Consider the following 16,546-nt stretch of genomic DNA (forward strand, 5'->3'; position numbering starts at 1 on the left):
TTCCTTCGAAGGAATTTGCACCTCTCCTCCGAGAGAGTCGCCCGCGCCAAGGCCTGGTGTGAACTTTGGGAGCGGCTCTGGTTCCGGAATTTGCCGTCTCGGATTGGCGCCGGTCGCGCGCCTTTTATTGTGACATCCTCGGGTTCGACTGTGCCTACGCGCGCCCCGAGGAGGGATTTTGCTACCTGCGCCTCGGCGACGCCGAGCTGATGATCGACCAGATCGGCCTGGGGCGCACCTTCGACGACGGGCACGCGCCCGATGCACCGCCCTTCGGCAAGGGGCTGAACCTGCAGATCCGCGTCGCCGCGATTGCCCCGATGCTCGCGGCGCTCGCCGAGGCCGGGCATCCTCTCTTCCTGCCGGTCGAAGAGCGATGGTATCGCGTCGGCAACGAGGAAGGCGGCAACCGGCAGTTCGTCGTGGCCGACCCCGATGGCTATCTCCTGCGCTTCTACGAAGAGCTTGGCAGGCGCCCGGCCGCGGGCTGACACCCTTTGGTCACGCTGACAGCGGCGCACGCACAACATGAAAACGCCCCCGCAAGTTCCTGCGAGGGCGTCAGATTTTTGGTTGAACGACGTGGTGCCCGCGTCAGAGCTCGATCACGTCCACCGACTTGCCCTTGGCTGCGAGCGCGATCTTGCCGTCGCAGAGGCGCAGCGCGTCGGCCCCGAAGACCTCGCGGCGCCAGCCGCTGAGGGCCTTCACGTCGCGCTGGCCGGCGGCGATCGCATCCAGTTCGGCGGCCGGGGCGATCAGCTTCGAGGCCACGCCCGAGCTTTCGGTCTTGGCCTTCAGCAATACGCGCAGCAGGTCGGCCAGCGCCGGGTTCACCTGCAATTGGTCGCGGTCGTCATCGACCTTGGGCAGCGACTCCTTCGGCGCCTCCTGCCCGGCCTTCACCGCCTCGAGAATGCCGTCGGCGATCGGACCCTTGCGCGCCTCGCGCAGCAGCAGCCGGGACCGGCCGAGGTCATCGAGCGTCACCGGCTTGGTCGAGGCCAGCTCGGCCAGCGCGTCATCCTTGAACACGCGGTTGCGGGGGATGTTGCGCGCCTGTGCGTATTCCTCGCGGAAGGCCGCGAGCGCGCGCACGATGGCAAGGAAGCGCGGGCTCGACGAGCGGGTGCGCACGCGCAGCCATGCCTCGTCGGGACGGGTGATGTAGGTCTCGGGATCGGTCAGCGTCGCCAGCTCCTCGGCGACCCAATGCGCGCGGCCGGATTCTTCGAGCTTGGCGGAAAGGAACTCGTAGATCACCCGCAGGTGCGTCACATCGGCCAGCGCGTATTTCTTCTGCGCCTCGGTCAGCGGACGGCGCGACCAGTCGGTGAAACGCGAGCTCTTGTCGAGCTGCTGCTTGGCGATGCGCTTGACCAGCGTCTCGTAGCCCACCTGCTCGCCGAAGCCGCAGACCATGGCGGCGACCTGCGTGTCGAAGAGCGGCTCGGGGATCACCCCGTGATCGACGTAGAAGATCTCGAGATCCTGCCGCGCGGCATGGAAGACCTTGACCACCGCGGTGTTGCGGAAGAGCTCCATCAGCGGCTCGAGCGACAACCCGTCGACCATCGGATCGACCAGCACGGCGTTCTCCTCGCCCTTGCCGGGGATCGCCAGCTGGATCAGGCAAAGCTTGGAGTAATAGGTGCGTTCGCGCAGGAACTCGGTGTCGACGGTCACATAGGGCGCGCTGGCAGCTTCGGCGCAGAATTCCGCAAGTTCTTCGGTCTTGGTCAATGTCTTCATGCGTGCACCGGCCCGTTCATGGATGTCTTGTTTCTCTTGGTTATCGCGCCTCCTACACCTTCGGCGCGCCAAGTTCAAAGCGGCAGCCACCGAAAGCTGGACAGAGCGGCATTTTCGCAGCCCTGCGCTTGCGCAGAGCGTACCGGCTGGGCCGCATCGCGCCCCACTCATCAAGCCTCGTGATGCCTCACGTGACAAGCATTCGTTTTCGCGAAGAGCCGGGAGCGTTTATGGAAAGGGCACTCCGAAGTCCCCCCCAAAAAAACTCCAAGGAGCTCTCCCATGTCCTCGCTCGATCTTGCTTACAGCTACACTCACCGCCCCGCCGTCACCGGCGGCTTCGGATCAATCGTCGCGGCGCTTGCGCTGCTCGCCCTGCTCGGCCTGCCGGCGCTCACCGCGCCCGAGACAGACGCGGCAGCGCTCGACTGGCACGGCAATGCCGCCAGCCACAAGGCCTCGCGCTAAGGCAGGACGACCGGCGTCTTGTCGCCCGCCGCGAAGCGGCGCAGCACCGCCGGGTAGAGCCTGTGCTCCATCTCCAGCACGCGCGCGGCGAGGCTGTCGGGCGTATCGCCCGTCAGGACCGGCACACGCGCCTGTCCCAGAAGCGGGCCGTCGTCCAGTTCCGGCGTGACCTCGTGCACGGTGCAGCCGTGCTCGGTATCGCCCGCCTCCAGCGCCCGCGCATGGGTGTGCAGCCCGCGATACTTCGGCAGCAGCGAGGGGTGGATGTTCAGCATCCGCCCCTTCCACGGCTCGACGAAGCCCGCGGTCAGCACGCGCATGAACCCCGCGAGGCAGAGGATGTCGGGCTGTGCCTTGTCCAGTTCCGCCTGCAGCGCCGCCTCGAAGCCGGGGCGGTCGCCCTTGAACGGGCGGTGGTCCACGACGGCGGTAGGGATGCCCATCGCGGCGGCCTTCTTCAGCCCGCCGGCATCCTCATTGTTCGACAGAACGAGAACCGGGCGCGCCGGGTGATCTCCGGTCATGCTCTCGGCCAGCGTCACCATGTTGGAGCCGCCGCCCGAGATGAAGATCGCGACGCGCTTCACTTCAGCGCGCCCTCGTAGGTCACGCCCTGCCCTTCGGTCACGGTGCCAAGCGTGCAGACGGTCTCGCCCTCGGCCTCGAGCAGCGCCTTCAGCGCCTCGGCGCGATCCGCCGAAACCGACAGGATCATGCCGATGCCGCAGTTGAAGGTCTTGAGCATCTCGCGCTCTTCGATACCGCCCACTTCGGCCATCCACTTGAAGACCGGCGGCAGCTGCCACGCGGCAAGGTCGATGGTCGCGCCGCAGCCCTCGGGCAGCACGCGCGGCAGGTTCTCGGTGAGGCCGCCGCCGGTGATGTGGGCGAGCGCATGCACGCCGCCGGCGCGGACCGCGGCCAGCGCCTGCTTCACGTAGAGGCGGGTCGGGGTCAGCAGCACCGCGCCAAGCGAGCCCTCCGCCCAGGGGCAGTCAGCCTCCCAGCCAAGACCCGAAACTTCGACCAGTTTGCGCACGAGGCTGTAGCCGTTCGAATGCACGCCATCCGAGGCAAGACCCAGCAGCACGTCGCCCACGGCCACGTCCTTCGGCAGATCCGAGCCGCGCTCCATCGCGCCGACGGCAAAGCCCGCAAGGTCGAAGTCACCCGCCGGGTACATGCCCGGCATCTCGGCGGTCTCGCCGCCGATCAGCGCGCAGCCCGAGCGCACGCAGCCTTCTGCGATGCCCTCGATGACCCGCGCGGCGCTCTCGGTGTCGAGCTTGCCGGTGGCGAAATAGTCGAGGAAGAACAGCGGCTCGGCGCCCTGGCACACCAGATCGTTGACGCACATGGCGACGAGGTCGATGCCGACGCCGTCAAGGTGGCCAGTGTCGATCGCGATACGCAGCTTGGTGCCCACGCCGTCGGTCGCCGCGACGAGGATCGGATCCTCGTAACCCGCGCCCTTCAGGTCGAAGAGCGCGCCGAAGCCGCCCAGACCCGAGACGGTGCCGCTGCGGTTGGTCCGCTTGGCCGCGGGCTTGATCCGCTCCACCAGCGCGTTGCCCGCATCGATATCCACGCCTGCATCCGCATAGGTGATGCCGTTCTTGCCTTCGGTCATGCCAGCCTCCGAGACCCCGTTTCGCGCGGGAATAGCGCAGGTCCGCGCAGATGAAAAGCGCCCATGCCCGGGGTTTTCGCGGATGGCGCGGCTGCGGGTGCGTATTTGCGGAACAATGAAAGCCGAAGGCCGGTCCGCTGGCGGCGGGCCGCGCGGCTCGGGATGAATGTTCCGCGGCTTCCGTAGCGTCAGTAATATTATTGCGCGGGCTCTACGCAGAACTGGGTATTCACAGCGCCGTGAGCGTTAGATAGCGTCAGCATCAGGCAAAAATGCCGCCGGTGCCCTTGGGAGGGGGTGCCGACCCAGGGAGGAGTATCATAATGAAAAAGACCTTCACGGCCGTTTCGGCCGCCGCTTTCGCTTTTGCCGGTGCTGCCTCGGCGCAGGAACTGCTCGAGATGACCTCGGGCTATTCCAAGAACCTGCCGATCCTCGGCACCGCCGCGGTGAACTTCGTCGAGAAGATCAACGCGATCTCGGAAAGCGTCGAGTTCGAACATTTCGATCCGGGCGAGCTGGTGCCGTCGCTGGAGATGCTCGACGCGGTGTCGAACGGCTCGGTGGACGCGGCCTATTCGACCTCGGGCTACTGGCAGGGCAAGATGCCCGCCGCCGGCCTCTTTGCCGCCGTGCCCTTCGGCCCCGAGCCGGGCGAGATGCTGGCCTGGATGCTCTACGACGACGGCATGACCCTGTTCCAGGAAATGTACGACACCAACGGCTACAACGTCCATGTGGTGCTCTGCGGCTCCTACGCCCCTGAAACCTCGGGGTGGTTCAAGAAAGAGATCAACTCGCTCGACGACCTCAAGGGTCTGAACATGCGCTTTTTCGGCCTTGGCGCCGAGGTGATGCAGAAGCTGGGCGTCTCGACCTCGCTGCTCGGTGCGGGCGACATCTTCCCGGCGCTGGAGCGCGGCGCGATCGATGCGACCGAGTTCTCGATGCCGATCGTCGATGCCAACCTCGGCTTCTACAACATCGCCAAGTACAACTACTTCCCCGGCTGGCACCAGCCCGCCACCATGTTCGAGCTGCTGATCAACAAGGACCGCTGGGAAGAGCTGGACGAGAAGAGCCAGAAGCAGATCGAGATCGCCTGCATGGCCAACCTGACCGACAACTTCGCCGAAGGCGAAGCGAAGAACTTCCCGGCCATGGTCGAGAACGTCGAGCAGCACGGCGTGACGATCAAGAACTGGACCCCCGAGCAGCTCAAGCAGTTCGAAGCCGCCTGGCTCGAAGTGGTGGAGGAGCTGAAGGCCGAGGACGAGATGTTCGCCAAGGCCTGGGCCGACCTCAGCGAGTTCCGCGAGGGCTACAAGACCTGGTTCAACAACATCTACCTGCCGCGCCCCTGGAACTGAGGCTGAACGGCTGATCGCCGGGCGCATGCGCCCGGCCACCTCCGGCGCGCCAGATGCATCGCGGGCGCGCCGTTTTCACGTCGCATGACCCGGATGGGCGCGGCGCAAGACCCCCAAGGCAGGCAGAACAAAGGACTAGGCCCGTGGAGGATTTCAAGGTTGCCATCTCCGACCCCGGAGAGATCGGACGCAAGGACCAGAACCGGGGCGACAGGTTCATCGTGCACCTGTCCAATCTCTGCGCCTGGCTGTTTCCCATCCTGATGCTCGCCATCTGCGCGCAGGTGGTGTTGCGCCAGATGGGCCACAACCAGGCCTGGCTCGATGACCTGCAGTGGTGGCTCTACGGCGTCGCCGTGCTGATCGGCATCGCCTATGCTGTGACCACCGGCAGCCACGTGCGGGTCGACATCTTCTACGACAACTTCGCCAAGAAGAAGCGGCTGATCATCGACATCATCGCGCTGGTCTGGCTGTTCTTCCCCTTCGTGCTGCTGTGCTGGGACGTGACGCTCGACTACGCGCTGACCTCGATCGCCGCCGACGAGGGCTCGTCGAGCCCGAACGGGCTGCACAACCTGTGGATCCTGAAGACGCTGATGAACCTCAGCTTCATCGTCATCATGGTGGCGATCTGGGCGGCCTACGTGCGGCACCTGTCGCAGCTGACCCGCCCGGCGCTGTGGAAGCAGCTGCTCTTCGCCCTGCCCTCCACCGTCTTCGGCCTGCAGCTGATCATCTGGTACGCCTGCGTAGGCTGGCTCATGGCGACCGACCCCGAGGTGGACAGCATCCGCACCGCCACCCGCGCCGCGATCTTCGACGACCTCGAATTCGGCCCGTGGGAAATGAAGAAGACCATCGCCCTCGCGCTTGTCGCAGCGGTGGTCGTGATTGTCGTGGCGCGGCTCTTCGCGCGCAAGGAGCGCTGAGATGCTGCACTTCCTCGGCCAATACCTGACGCTGAACGAGATCGCCGTTGCGGCGATGTTCCTGACCTTCATCTGGATGCTGTTCCGCGGCATCCCCGTGGCCATGTCGCTGGTCGGCGTGAGCCTGATCTTCGTGATCCTGTCGCAGATCCTGCTCGACCCGTTCCGCGCCGAGTTCAAGGATGTGATCGAGTTCGACCGCATCGGGCTCGAGTACAACCGCCTGCTGGCGCTCTCGGGCCGGCTCTTCGGCAACATCGTCAACAACCCGGTGCTCGTGGCGCTGCCGATGTTCATCTACATGGGGCTGATGCTCGACCAGTCGGGCGTGGCGCAGCGGATGATGCACGCGATGCAGAAGCTGTTCGGATCGCTGCGCGGGGGACTGTCGCTGACCGTGCTGCTGATCGGCATCATCCTCGCCGCCTCGACCGGGGTGATCGGCGCCTCGGTGACGCTGCTCGGGGTGATGGCGCTGCCGGCGATGATGGCACAGAACTACTCGAAACCCATCGCCACCGGCACCATCGCCTCGGCGGGCACGCTCGGGATCCTGATCCCGCCGTCGATCATGCTGGTGATCATGTCGGACCAGCTGGCGATCTCGCTCGGCGATCTCTTCATGGGGGCGCTCTTCCCCGGGCTGATCCTCGGCGCGCTCTACATCGTCTTCATCGTGATCTACGGCTTCATCTCGCCCGCCTCGATGCCCGCACCGGAGAGGTCCGGCAAGGTGGGCATGGAAGAGGTCAAGGAGGTGCTGCTGGCCGTGGTGCCGCCGATGTTCCTGATCCTGCTGGTGCTCGGCTCGATCTTCGTCGGCATCGCCACGCCGACCGAAGCCTCGGGCCTCGGTGCGCTCGGCGCGACGATCCTGGCGCTGGTCAACCGCAAGCTCGACTGGAAGGTGTTCCGCGAGGTGGCGCGCTCGACGCTCAACACCGCGGGCTACATCACCGGCATCTTCCTGGCGGCGAACTTCTTCGCCTTCGTGCTGCGCCGCTTCGGCGGCGACGAGATCGTGCAGCACCTGGTGCTCTCGGCCTTCGACAACCCCTACCTGACGATCGCCTTCATCCTGTTCATCGTCTTCTGCCTCGGCTTCCTGCTCGACTGGATCGAGATCACCATCATCATCATGCCGCTGATGCTGCCGATCATCCAGGGGCTGGAGCTGGCGGTGCCGGGCTTCGACCAGGTGCGCGACCCGCAGGTGGTGTGGTTCGCCATCCTCGTGGCGGTGACCCTGCAGACCTCGTTCCTGACGCCACCGGTGGGCTTCGCGCTCTTCTACCTCAAGGGCGTCTGCCCGCCGGGCGTGAACCTCGGGCACATCTACAAGGGCATCATCCCCTTCGTGCTGCTGCAGCTGCTGGGCCTCTTCATCGTCTTCGAGTTCCCGGCCCTGACCACATGGCTGCCGGCCATGGCCTACGGCGAGTAGCCCGGCCCTGAAACCCGGACCCCGCCGCCCTTGCGCGGCGGGGCCATCAGGGGCATGTAGGCGCGGCACGAAGACCCGGAGAGATCCCGCATGAGCCGCCAGTTCAAGACCTGCATCGTCACCTCCGACTACCACGTGCCGGGCGAGACCTTCATCAATCGCCACATCGAGCACATCTTCGGCGGCGACACGGTGGTGCTCTGCGGCCGGTTCAACGGCAAGAACCCCTACGACAAGCCGCTGTTCGAGCGCCGCTCGAAACTCTCGCTCTCGGACAAGGTGATCGCCCCGGTGGCGATGGGTTGGAACTCGCTGACAGAAGGCACCGGCCGCCTTCCCTTCGGCGCCAACCGCACAAGGCTGATGGAGTGGCTGCACGCGCAGAAGGTCGAGGTGATCCTCGCCGAGTTCGGCACCCAGGCGCTGGTGGTGGCCAAGCTGGCCAACGAGATGAACCTGCCGGTCTTCACCTATTTCCGCGGCACGGATGCCTCGCGCGCGCTGACCTCGCCGCAAAGGGTCAAGAGCTACCGCAAGATGATGCCGAGGCTCGACGGCGTCTTCTCGGTCTCGCAGTTCCTGCTCGACAACCTCGCCAAGCACGGTGTCACCCACCCCAATTCCCATGTCGTGCCCTCGGGCGTCGACGTGCGCCGCTTCGTGCCGGGCGAGAAGGTGCCGGGCTCCTGTCTCGCCGTGGGTCGCATGGTCGACAAGAAGGCACCGCAGATCACGCTGCGGGCTTTTGCCGCCGCCGCCAGGGGCCGCGAGGCGCATCTGACCTTCATCGGCGACGGGCCGCTGCTGGAGCCGTGCCGCGCGCTGGCCGCCGAGCTCGGGGTGGCGGCGCAGGTCACCTTCACGGGCGCGCTGCCGCATGACGCGGTGCGCGAGCACCTGCTCACCACCGAGACCTTCCTGCAGCATTCGATCACCGACAAGAACGGCAACACCGAGGGTCTGCCCACCGCCATCCAGGAGGCGCTGGCGGCCGGCTGCATAACCGTCTCGACGCTGCATGCCGGCATCCCCGAGGCGGTGACCGAGGGCGAGACGGGTTTCCTTGTACCCGAGTGGGATGAGGCCGGTTTCGCCGGGGCCATTTCCAAGGTGCTGGACCTGCCCGACCGCGCCGCCATGTCCCGCGCCGCGCGCAGCACGGCGGAAGCGAAATTCGACAACGCGGTGTTGCTCGGCAAGGTCGAAAACGAGATCCGCCGTGTCGTCGCCCTGCGCTCCGGCGCGGCCTGAGCCTTTCAGCATTCCACAAATACTCATGCCGCGCCCGTGGCAGGCTGCGCAACCCAGGGGGCTCTGCCCCCTCGGCGCTGACGCGCCTCACCCCCGGGATATTTCCACCTAGAAGAAAGGCGCGGGGGCGCATTGGAGGGCGGCTTGCATCGCGCGGCGATTCCCGCCATGTTCTGAACGAGTGTTCATTTCCGGGGTTGGGAGGCCCCGGAGCCGGCGGGAAAGGGAGGCCCCATGGAGTTTGCACCGAGCGAGGAACAGCAGGCGATCTTCGACATGGCGAGGGCCTTCGGGCAGGAGCAGATCGCGCCCTTCGCCCGCGACTGGGAGGCGGCGGGCACGATCCCGCGCGACCTCTGGCCGCGGTTGGCGGAGCTGGGTTTCGGCGGGCTCTACGTGTCGGAGGAGAGCGGCGGCGCGGGGCTGACCCGGCTCGACGCCACGCTGGTCTTCGAGGCGCTCAGCATGGCCTGCCCCTCTGTGGCGGCCTTCCTGTCGATCCACAACATGTGCGCCAAGATGATCGACGCCTATGGCTCCGACGCGCTGAAGGCGCGGGTGCTGCCGGGCGCGCTGACCATGGAGACGGTGCTTTCCTACTGCCTGACCGAGCCGGGGTCCGGCTCGGACGCCGCGGCGCTGCGCACGAAGGCCGAGAAGAGCAACGACAGCTACAGGCTGACCGGCACCAAGGCCTTCATCTCGGGCGGCGGCTATTCGGATGCCTATCTGGTCATGTGCCGCACCGGAGAGGACGGGCCGAAGGGCATCTCGGCGATCCTCGTCGAGGATGGCACGCCGGGTCTCAGCTTCGGCGGGCTCGAGGACAAGATGGGCTGGAAGAGCCAGCCGACGCGGCAGGTGCAGCTCGACGGCTGCGAGGTGCCGCGCGGCAACCTGCTCGGCGAGGAGGGCAAGGGCTTCCGCTATGCGATGGCCGGGCTCGACGGCGGGCGGCTCAACATCTCGGCCTGCTCGCTCGGTGCGGCGCAGGCGGCGCTGGACGCCACGCTGGACTACATGGCCGAACGCAAGGCCTTTGGCACCAGCATCGACCAGTTCCAGGCACTGCAGTTCCGGCTCGCGGACATGGAGATCGAGTTGCAGGCGGCGCGGGTCTTCCTGCGCCAGGCAGCCTGGAAGCTCGACACCGGCGCGCCGGACGCCACCAAGTTCTGCGCCATGGCCAAGAAGTTCGTCACCGAGGCGGGCTCGAAAGTGGTCGACCAGTGCCTGCAGCTGCACGGGGGCTACGGCTACCTCGCGGACTACGGGATCGAGAAGCTGGTGCGCGACCTGCGCGTGCACCAGATCCTCGAAGGCACCAATGAAATCATGCGCATGATCACCGCGCGCAGCCTGATCGGAAACCGATGACCGAGATCCTGACCCGCAAGTCCGGCCGCGCCGGCCATATCACCCTCACCCGCCCGGAGGCGCTGAACGCGCTGAGCTGGGAGATGTGCCTGGCGGCGGAAGAGGCGCTTGACGCCTGGGCCGAGGACCCCGAGGTGGCGCTGGTGATCCTTGATGCCGAGGGCGCGCGCGCCTTCTGCGCGGGCGGCGATATCGCCGAGATGTACCGGCGCGGGCTGGCGGGGGATCTGGACTTCGGGCGGCGCTTCTGGGCCGACGAGTACCGGATGAACGCCAAGCTTGCCGCCTACCCCAAGCCCATCGTCGCCTTCCTGCACGGGTTCGTCATGGGCGGCGGGGTCGGGCTCGGCGGGCATTGCTCGCACCGGGTCGTGGGCGAGAGCGCGCAGGTCGCCATGCCGGAATGCGGCATCGGCTTCGTGCCGGACGTCGGGGGCTCCTACCTGTTGGCGCGGGCGCCGGGTCGCCTGGGGGCCCACCTCGCGCTGACCGCCGCGCGCATGGGGCCGGGGGATGCGATCCATGCGGGCTTTGCCGATCTCTTCGTGCCCGAAGCGGACTGGGCGCTGATCAAGGAGCGGCTCATCGAGACCGGCGAGACCTCGGCGCTGGAAGAGGCCGCGCGCCCTGCCCCGGACAGCCCGATGGCGCAGGCGCAAGACCAGATCGACGCGCTTTATGCTTCGGGCGACCTGGTGGCGATCGAGGCGGCCTTGGTGGCATCGGAAGGCGAGTTGGCCCAGGCCGCGCTGAAGCAGGTGCGGCGCAATTCGCCGCTGTCGATGGCGACCACGCTGGCGATGCTGGCGCGGCTCGGCCCCGACCCGGACGACATCGAGGCGGCTCTGGCGCAGGAATACCGCGTCGCCTTCCGCATCATGCAGCAGGGAGATTTCCTCGAAGGGGTGCGCGCGCAGCTGATCGACAAGGACCGCACGCCGCGCTGGAGCCTGCCGCTGGATGGGGTGGCACCGGAGCGGGTCGCGGCGCTGCTGGCGCCGCTCGGCGAGGATGAGCTGGCGCTCTGAGCCATCGGCATCGGGCACCGGAATTTTGGGGAGGAGAGAGACATGAAAATCGGCTTCATCGGGCTCGGGAACATGGGCGCGCCCATGGCCGCGAACCTGATCGCGGCGGGTCACGAGGTGACCGGCTTCGACGTCGCGGGCGTCACGGTAGAGGGCGCGGGTCAGGCCGCCACGGCGGCAGAGGCGGCAGCGGGCGCCGAGGTGGTGATCACCATGCTGCCCAATGGCGCGATCCTGCGCAGCGTGGCGGCGGAGGCCATCCCGGCCATGGCACCGGGCGCGGTGCTGCTCGATTGCTCGACGGTGGACGTGGAGAGCGCACGGGCGGTCGCCGAGGAGGCGCAGGCATCCGCGCTCGGGGCGCTCGACGCGCCGGTCTCCGGCGGCATCGGCGGCGCAGCGGCGGGCACGCTGACCTTCATGGTCGGCGGCTCGGACGAGGCCTTCGCCAAGGCGAAGCCGCTCTTTGACATCATGGGGCAGAAGGCGGTGCACTGCGGCCCCTCGGGCAACGGGCAGGCGGCGAAGATCTGCAACAACATGATCCTTGGCGTGACGATGATTGCCACCTGCGAGGCCTTTGCGCTCGCCGACAAGCTGGGCCTGTCGCGCGAGGCGATGTTCGACGTGGTCTCGACCTCCTCGGGCTACAGCTGGTCGATGAACGCCTATTGCCCCGCGCCCGGCGTCGGCCCGAAATCCCCTGCCGACAACGGCTACACGCCGGGGTTCGCCGCCGAGCTGATGCTCAAGGACCTCGGGTTGTCGCAGCAGGCCGCCGAGGCCGCCGACGCCGACACGCCGATGGGGGCGCGGGCGCTCGAGCTCTACCGGGCCTTCGTCGAAGAGGAGAACGGGCGCGGCAAGGATTTCTCGGCCATGCTGCCGCGCTTCGAATCGCGCGGACGGAGCTGAGGGCGGAACCGGGAGGGGGCGCTGCCCCCTCTTCGCCTTCGGCGAATTCACCCCCGGCGTATTGCAAAAGAGAAGAAGGCCTCCGCGGCGCCTGTCTCCGCGGCCCGCGCCACGCGGCTCCGAAGATGGACATCTCGGGGAATCCCGAAATGCCCGGCTTTGATCCGACGGCTGTCGCCAACTCCCGGCTTCCCTGCTATGAGGCAGGCAAAAGACGGACCTCACATGACCACGCTTGATATATTCTCCGACCCGATCTGTCCCTGGTGCTACATTGGCAAGGGCCTGCTCGACCGCGCGATGGCGCAGCAGCCGGACCACGGTTTGACCCTCCGTTGGCGTCCCTTCATGCTGAACCCCGAGATGCCGGCGGGCGGCATGGACCGGCGCGCCTATCTCGAAGCGAAATTCGGCGGCAAGGACGGGGCGATCCAGGCCTATATGCCGATCGCCGAAAGAGCCGCCGAGGCCGGGTTGGAGATACATCTCGACCGGATCCGAACCACCCCCTCGACCATCGACGCGCATAGGCTGATCCACTGGGCCGATGTCGAAGGCGTGCAGACTGCCGTCGTTTCGGCGTTGTTCCAGGCGTATTTCGTCGATGGGCGCGATATCGGCGATGCCGAGGTGCTGGCCGATGTCGCCGATGGCGCGGGGATGGATGGCGCCATGGTCCAACGCTTGCTGGCAACGGATGCCGATCGCCGCGAGATTGCGCATATGGACGCCTCGGCGCGCGACATGGGGGTGCGGGCGGTGCCGACCTTCGTGGTCGCCGGCCAGCACGCCGTGCCCGGTGCGCAACCGACCGAGCTGTGGCTGCGGGTGATCGAGGAACTTCGCGCCCAGGCGTGATCCTGTCGCGGCCCCTGCCGCCGGCGCGCCCGGACGAGCGCGCAGACCAGCGCGCAGACCAGCGCATGGACCAGCGCGCAGCCGCCGGGGCCTGTGCATGGAGCGCGCCGCCTCTGTGCGGGGATTGACCGCCCGACGGGTTCCGCTGCGTCGCTTTTGCCGGTAGCTCTGGGCAGGATCCTCCCTTTCCCTCCTCCCCGCCCGTGCGCATCGCGGACGCGGGGCATTTCCTGTCGAGACCGAAATGACCATGACCTCCTCCGACCCCACGGACGCGGCCCGCGCGTCGAAGCGCCCTGGCCGCTTTGAATTCATCGCGCTGCTCGCGGCCATGTTTGCCACCATCGCGTTTTCCGTCGATGCAATGCTGCCGGCGCTTCCGCAGATCGGCCAGGAACTGACGCCGGGCGATCTGAACCGCGCGCAGCTGGTGGTGACCAGCTTCGTCTTCGGCATGGGCATCGGCACGCTGTTCACCGGGCCGCTGTCGGACAGCTTCGGGCGCAAGCCGGTGATCCTCGGAGGGATCGCGGTCTATATCGTGGCAGCCCTGCTCGCCGCCAGCGAGGACACGCTAGAGATGGTCCTGGCGGCGCGGATGCTGCAGGGGCTCGGTGCCGCCGGCCCGCGCGTCGTTGCGCTGGCCATCGTGCGCGACGTCTACGCGGGGCGCGGCATGGCCCAGATCATGTCGTTTGTCATGATGGTCTTCACCCTGTTCCCGGCGCTGGCACCAAGCATCGGAACGCTGATCATCGCCGCCTCGGGCTGGCGCGGCGTCTTCCTCGCCTTCGTCGTCTTCGCCTCGCTCATCGCGGTCTGGATGACGATCCGCCTGCCCGAAACCCTGCCGCGCGAGCGGCGCCGTCCCTTCCGGGCCGGGCTGCTCTGGTCGGCGACGCGGGAGCTTCTGGGGCACCCGGTGGTGCAGGTGTCGATCGGCGTGCAGGCGCTGGTCGCGGCCTGCATGTTCTCGATGATATCCTCCGTTCAGCAGATCTACGACATCAGCTTCGGCCAGGGCACCTATTTCCCGCTGTGGTTCGGAGGCGCGGCGGTGCTGTCGGCGTCTGCCAGCTTCGTGAACGCCCGGCTGGTCGGGCGACTAGGCATGCGGCGCATCGTGACCGCCGTTCTGCTGATGCAGATCATCTTCTCGGCGATCGCCACGGTGATCTTCGCCTGCGGGCTGTCCGGGCCCCTTGGCTTCGCGGTATTCCTGATCTGGCAGGTCTCGGTGTTTTTCATGATGGGGCTGACCATGGGGAATGTGAACGCGATTGCCATGGAGCCGGTCGGTCATATCGCCGGGATCGCCTCGTCGCTGCTTGGCGCGCTTTCGACGGTGATCGCGGTCGTGCTGGCGGTTCCGGTCGGGCTGATGTTCAACGGCACGCCACTGCCGCTGGCGAGCGGGGTCTTCGTGGAGGTCAGCCTGGCCTTCCTGCTGATGCTGCGCCTGAAACGGCTCGAGGGGCGGGGCACGGCCTGACCGGCGCGGAGCATTCGAGAACGCACCCGCGCCGCGGTCCCGAGACTCCGAGGCGCGGGTGTCTCATGTTGCTTCGGCCAGCGCGTGTCAGGTCCCGGCCCGGCGATCCGGCTCAGGCGCGACGCTGCGCCTGGGATACAGGGGGCTCGCTGCCGCTGAGGCGGAACACGGCCATGTCGCGCGCGAGATCTCGGGCGTGACCGCGCAGGCGCAGGCCCATGGCCGCCATTTCCTCGCTCAATGCCGCGCTTTCCTGCGTCTGGCTGTCGAGGCGGGAGACGGCCTCGGAAAGTGTGGCGAGCCGTTCGGACTGGCCCTTCGCATCGTCGCGAATCTCAGCAATCATGTTGCTGACCGTGCTGACGGAGGTCACGATGGCCGACAGCCGCCCGCCTGCCTCGTTCACCAGCTTGGCACCTTCCGACACCTGTTCCTCGCTGTCGAGGATCAGCTTTTTGACCCCGGCCGCGGCCTCGGACGTGCGCTGCGCCAACTGCCGGACTTCCGAGGCCACCACCGCGAAGCCCTTGCCGGAGTCGCCGGCGCGCGCGGCCTCGACCCCGGCGTTCAGCGCCAGCAGGTTGGTCTGGAATGAGATGTCGTCGATCAGGTCGATGATCTTGCCCACCTCCGAGGAGCTCTGTTCGATCAGTCGCATCGCGGCAATCGCGCGGTCTGTGACCGTGCCGCCCTCCTCGGCGCTGTCTCGGGCTTGGCGCGCCTGTTCGGAAAGCTCTCCGGCGCGGCTCGCCGTTCCGCGCAGGGCGCCGGTCACATCGGCCATGCCGCTGGCAGCGGTGCTGAGTTCCTGCGCTTGACGCTCGCTGCGCAGGGAAAGATCGCCGGTGACCTGCTCCAACGCGCCGGCTTCTTCATCAACCCCATCGGCGGTGCGCCGGGCGCTCCCCAACGCATCCTCGAGTTGCTGCAGCGCACGGTTGAAATCCTGTCGCAGCGCCTCGAACACGCCATCCATCGGCTGGTGCAGCGCACAATCGAGGTCACGCTCCGCAAGCGAGTGGAAATGTTTTGAAAACCTTGCAACGAGATCCTGCGTCATCTGCGCCGTGGCCTCGGCCCTGACCTGCGCTTCGGCGGCGCGATGGCTTTCATCGGCCAGTCGCTCGGCGCTTTCCGCAAGGCTCTGCCGACCGGCGTTGCGCTGCAGGATCGCCAGGGTCAGGATCAGCCCCTCCATGATCACGATGCCGCCATGCAGGACCACCCGCATGACATTTTCAAGCAGGTCGGTGGACGGGAAAACCAGCGCCGGCATGAGAAGCACGAGGCCGAGATGTTGCGTCGCGACCAGCAGGCAGCCGAAGATCAGCACGCTGACCCGGCCGAGGATCGAAATCCCCGCGAGCATGACGAAATAGACCATATGCGTGTCGAGCTGCCAGGGGTGCAGGCGGTAGGCCGCGGTGAGAACCGCCGCCTCTGCCACAACGACGGCGGCGAGCACGTAATCGGTCAGCCCGCTCTTCAGCCGCATCGCAATCCCCGCGATCAGCAGCAGACCGAGCGCGGCGCCGGTGCTCGGCATCAAGAGCCGACCGTGGTAAAGATCGGTGACCACGAAGATGGGCAGCAGCATGAGGCCCAGGAGCACCAGCATCATGCGTTCGGAAAGACCGCGGATGTGGCGCTGAAGGACGCGAGACAGGGGTTGCAGGGTGGCGGCAATGGTCATGATCTGATCCCGCAGAGGGTGGCCAATGCGCCGGCCTCGCGGGTGCCCCAGGCGCCGAGAGCCCGCAGCCGATCCGCCGGTGCGGGGCCATCGAAGGTTGCAAAACTGCCGAAGGGCGCCGTGACCGGACCGACCAGGCGGCCGCCCGTGCGGGCGACCAGCGCTGGCGCGCCCGGCCCCCAGGGCGGCGCGATGACCAGAACCACGCCCGTCGGGCCGCCGTCCGGGCTGCCGTCGCGCGCCGGGGCGCTGCCGAAGATCGCGAAGAGCCCGGCGCCAAATGTGATACAGAGCACGAATGCCAGCAGAAGCGCGGTCATGAAATCCTCAGCTTTT

16 protein-coding genes are annotated in these 16,546 nt (G+C 67.2%); 11 read left to right on the forward strand and 5 right to left on the reverse strand.

Annotation, left to right across the window (positions count from 1 at the left end; all coding sequences use genetic code 11):
- Positions 1–65: 65 nt before the first annotated feature.
- Positions 66–491, forward strand: coding sequence for a bleomycin resistance protein (locus IQ782_RS14275; protein ID WP_194135333.1), 426 nt, complete (start codon positions 66–68; stop codon positions 489–491).
- A 103-nt stretch (positions 492–594) separates the two neighbouring features.
- Here the strand turns inward: IQ782_RS14275 and rnd are convergent, their stop codons facing one another.
- On the reverse strand, positions 595–1,752 hold the full coding sequence (rnd, locus tag IQ782_RS14280; protein ID WP_194135334.1) for a ribonuclease D: 1,158 nt from the start codon (positions 1,750–1,752) through the stop codon (positions 595–597).
- Between the two features lie 282 nt (positions 1,753–2,034).
- On the opposite strand from rnd, the gene IQ782_RS14285 reads away from it, so the two are divergent.
- On the forward strand, positions 2,035–2,220 hold the full coding sequence (locus tag IQ782_RS14285) for a hypothetical protein (RefSeq protein ID WP_194135335.1): 186 nt from the start codon (positions 2,035–2,037) through the stop codon (positions 2,218–2,220).
- On the opposite strand, the gene purN is transcribed toward IQ782_RS14285, so the two are convergent.
- Together purN and purM are read right to left on the reverse strand one after the other, a co-directional pair.
- Positions 2,217–2,807 (reverse strand): phosphoribosylglycinamide formyltransferase, encoded by a 591-nt coding sequence (gene purN, locus IQ782_RS14290; RefSeq protein ID WP_194135336.1) that lies wholly within the window; start codon positions 2,805–2,807, stop codon positions 2,217–2,219. The two genes, IQ782_RS14285 and purN, sit on opposite strands and share 4 nt — an antisense overlap.
- Positions 2,804–3,850 (reverse strand): phosphoribosylformylglycinamidine cyclo-ligase, encoded by a 1,047-nt coding sequence (purM, locus tag IQ782_RS14295; protein WP_194135337.1) that lies wholly within the window; start codon positions 3,848–3,850, stop codon positions 2,804–2,806. Before purM ends, purN begins: the two co-directional genes overlap by 4 nt.
- Positions 3,851–4,173: 323 nt before the next feature.
- On the opposite strand from purM, the gene IQ782_RS14300 reads away from it, so the two are divergent.
- The 9 genes from IQ782_RS14300 (at position 4,174) to IQ782_RS14340 (ending at position 14,517) form a co-directional block, all read left to right on the forward strand.
- A complete protein-coding gene (locus IQ782_RS14300; protein ID WP_194135338.1) occupies positions 4,174–5,220 on the forward strand; it encodes a TRAP transporter substrate-binding protein in 1,047 nt (348 codons plus the stop codon).
- A gap of 143 nt (positions 5,221–5,363) precedes the next feature.
- On the forward strand, positions 5,364–6,152 hold the full coding sequence (locus tag IQ782_RS14305) for a TRAP transporter small permease subunit (protein WP_338092591.1): 789 nt from the start codon (positions 5,364–5,366) through the stop codon (positions 6,150–6,152).
- Between the two features lies 1 nt (position 6,153).
- The gene (locus tag IQ782_RS14310) at positions 6,154–7,596 is read left to right on the forward strand and encodes a TRAP transporter large permease (RefSeq protein WP_194135340.1); all 1,443 of its coding nucleotides are present in this window, start codon (positions 6,154–6,156) and stop codon (positions 7,594–7,596) included.
- Between the two features lie 90 nt (positions 7,597–7,686).
- Entirely contained in the window at positions 7,687–8,847 is a 1,161-nt protein-coding gene (locus IQ782_RS14315; protein ID WP_194135341.1) for a glycosyltransferase, read from the forward strand.
- 234 nt (positions 8,848–9,081) lie between these two features.
- Positions 9,082–10,224, forward strand: a complete 1,143-nt coding sequence (locus tag IQ782_RS14320; protein ID WP_194135342.1) for an acyl-CoA dehydrogenase family protein — start codon at positions 9,082–9,084, stop codon at positions 10,222–10,224.
- Entirely contained in the window at positions 10,221–11,252 is a 1,032-nt protein-coding gene (locus IQ782_RS14325; RefSeq protein ID WP_194135343.1) for an enoyl-CoA hydratase/isomerase family protein, read from the forward strand. Before IQ782_RS14320 ends, IQ782_RS14325 begins: the two co-directional genes overlap by 4 nt.
- Positions 11,253–11,294: 42 nt before the next feature.
- Entirely contained in the window at positions 11,295–12,167 is an 873-nt protein-coding gene (gene mmsB / locus IQ782_RS14330; protein WP_194135344.1) for a 3-hydroxyisobutyrate dehydrogenase, read from the forward strand.
- A 225-nt stretch (positions 12,168–12,392) separates the two neighbouring features.
- Positions 12,393–13,025: a DsbA family oxidoreductase gene (locus tag IQ782_RS14335; RefSeq protein ID WP_194135345.1), complete on the forward strand. Its 633-nt coding sequence runs from the start codon at positions 12,393–12,395 to the stop codon at positions 13,023–13,025.
- Between the two features lie 250 nt (positions 13,026–13,275).
- The gene (locus tag IQ782_RS14340) at positions 13,276–14,517 is read left to right on the forward strand and encodes a multidrug effflux MFS transporter (protein WP_194135477.1); all 1,242 of its coding nucleotides are present in this window, start codon (positions 13,276–13,278) and stop codon (positions 14,515–14,517) included.
- A 112-nt stretch (positions 14,518–14,629) separates the two neighbouring features.
- Here IQ782_RS14340 and IQ782_RS14345 read toward each other — a convergent pair whose 3' ends face one another.
- Positions 14,630–16,210 carry a methyl-accepting chemotaxis protein gene (locus IQ782_RS14345; protein ID WP_194135346.1) on the reverse strand — a complete coding sequence of 527 codons (1,581 nt, stop codon included), beginning with the start codon at positions 16,208–16,210 and terminating at the stop codon, positions 14,630–14,632.
- Entirely contained in the window at positions 16,207–16,530 is a 324-nt protein-coding gene (locus IQ782_RS14350) for a hypothetical protein (RefSeq protein ID WP_194135347.1), read from the reverse strand. Before IQ782_RS14350 ends, IQ782_RS14345 begins: the two co-directional genes overlap by 4 nt.
- Positions 16,531–16,546: the final 16 nt, after the last annotated feature.

This window comes from Salipiger mangrovisoli (genome assembly GCF_015223355.1).
Classification (GTDB): Bacteria; Pseudomonadota; Alphaproteobacteria; order Rhodobacterales; family Rhodobacteraceae; genus Salipiger; species Salipiger mangrovisoli.

Coding starts and splice junctions, on each gene's coding strand:
- mmsB (WP_194135344.1), top strand. CDS start 11,295: ATGAAAATCGGCTTCATCGGGCTCGGGAACATGGGCGCGCCCATGGCC.
- IQ782_RS14340 (WP_194135477.1), top strand. CDS start 13,276: ATGACCTCCTCCGACCCCACGGACGCGGCCCGCGCGTCGAAGCGCCCT.
- IQ782_RS14300 (WP_194135338.1), top strand. CDS start 4,174: ATGAAAAAGACCTTCACGGCCGTTTCGGCCGCCGCTTTCGCTTTTGCC.
- IQ782_RS14350 (WP_194135347.1), bottom strand. CDS start 16,530: ATGACCGCGCTTCTGCTGGCATTCGTGCTCTGTATCACATTTGGCGCC.
- IQ782_RS14310 (WP_194135340.1), top strand. CDS start 6,154: ATGCTGCACTTCCTCGGCCAATACCTGACGCTGAACGAGATCGCCGTT.
- IQ782_RS14345 (WP_194135346.1), bottom strand. CDS start 16,210: ATGACCATTGCCGCCACCCTGCAACCCCTGTCTCGCGTCCTTCAGCGC.
- rnd (WP_194135334.1), bottom strand. CDS start 1,752: ATGAAGACATTGACCAAGACCGAAGAACTTGCGGAATTCTGCGCCGAA.
- IQ782_RS14315 (WP_194135341.1), top strand. CDS start 7,687: ATGAGCCGCCAGTTCAAGACCTGCATCGTCACCTCCGACTACCACGTG.
- IQ782_RS14320 (WP_194135342.1), top strand. CDS start 9,082: ATGGAGTTTGCACCGAGCGAGGAACAGCAGGCGATCTTCGACATGGCG.
- IQ782_RS14325 (WP_194135343.1), top strand. CDS start 10,221: ATGACCGAGATCCTGACCCGCAAGTCCGGCCGCGCCGGCCATATCACC.
- IQ782_RS14335 (WP_194135345.1), top strand. CDS start 12,393: ATGACCACGCTTGATATATTCTCCGACCCGATCTGTCCCTGGTGCTAC.
- IQ782_RS14285 (WP_194135335.1), top strand. CDS start 2,035: ATGTCCTCGCTCGATCTTGCTTACAGCTACACTCACCGCCCCGCCGTC.
- purM (WP_194135337.1), bottom strand. CDS start 3,850: ATGACCGAAGGCAAGAACGGCATCACCTATGCGGATGCAGGCGTGGAT.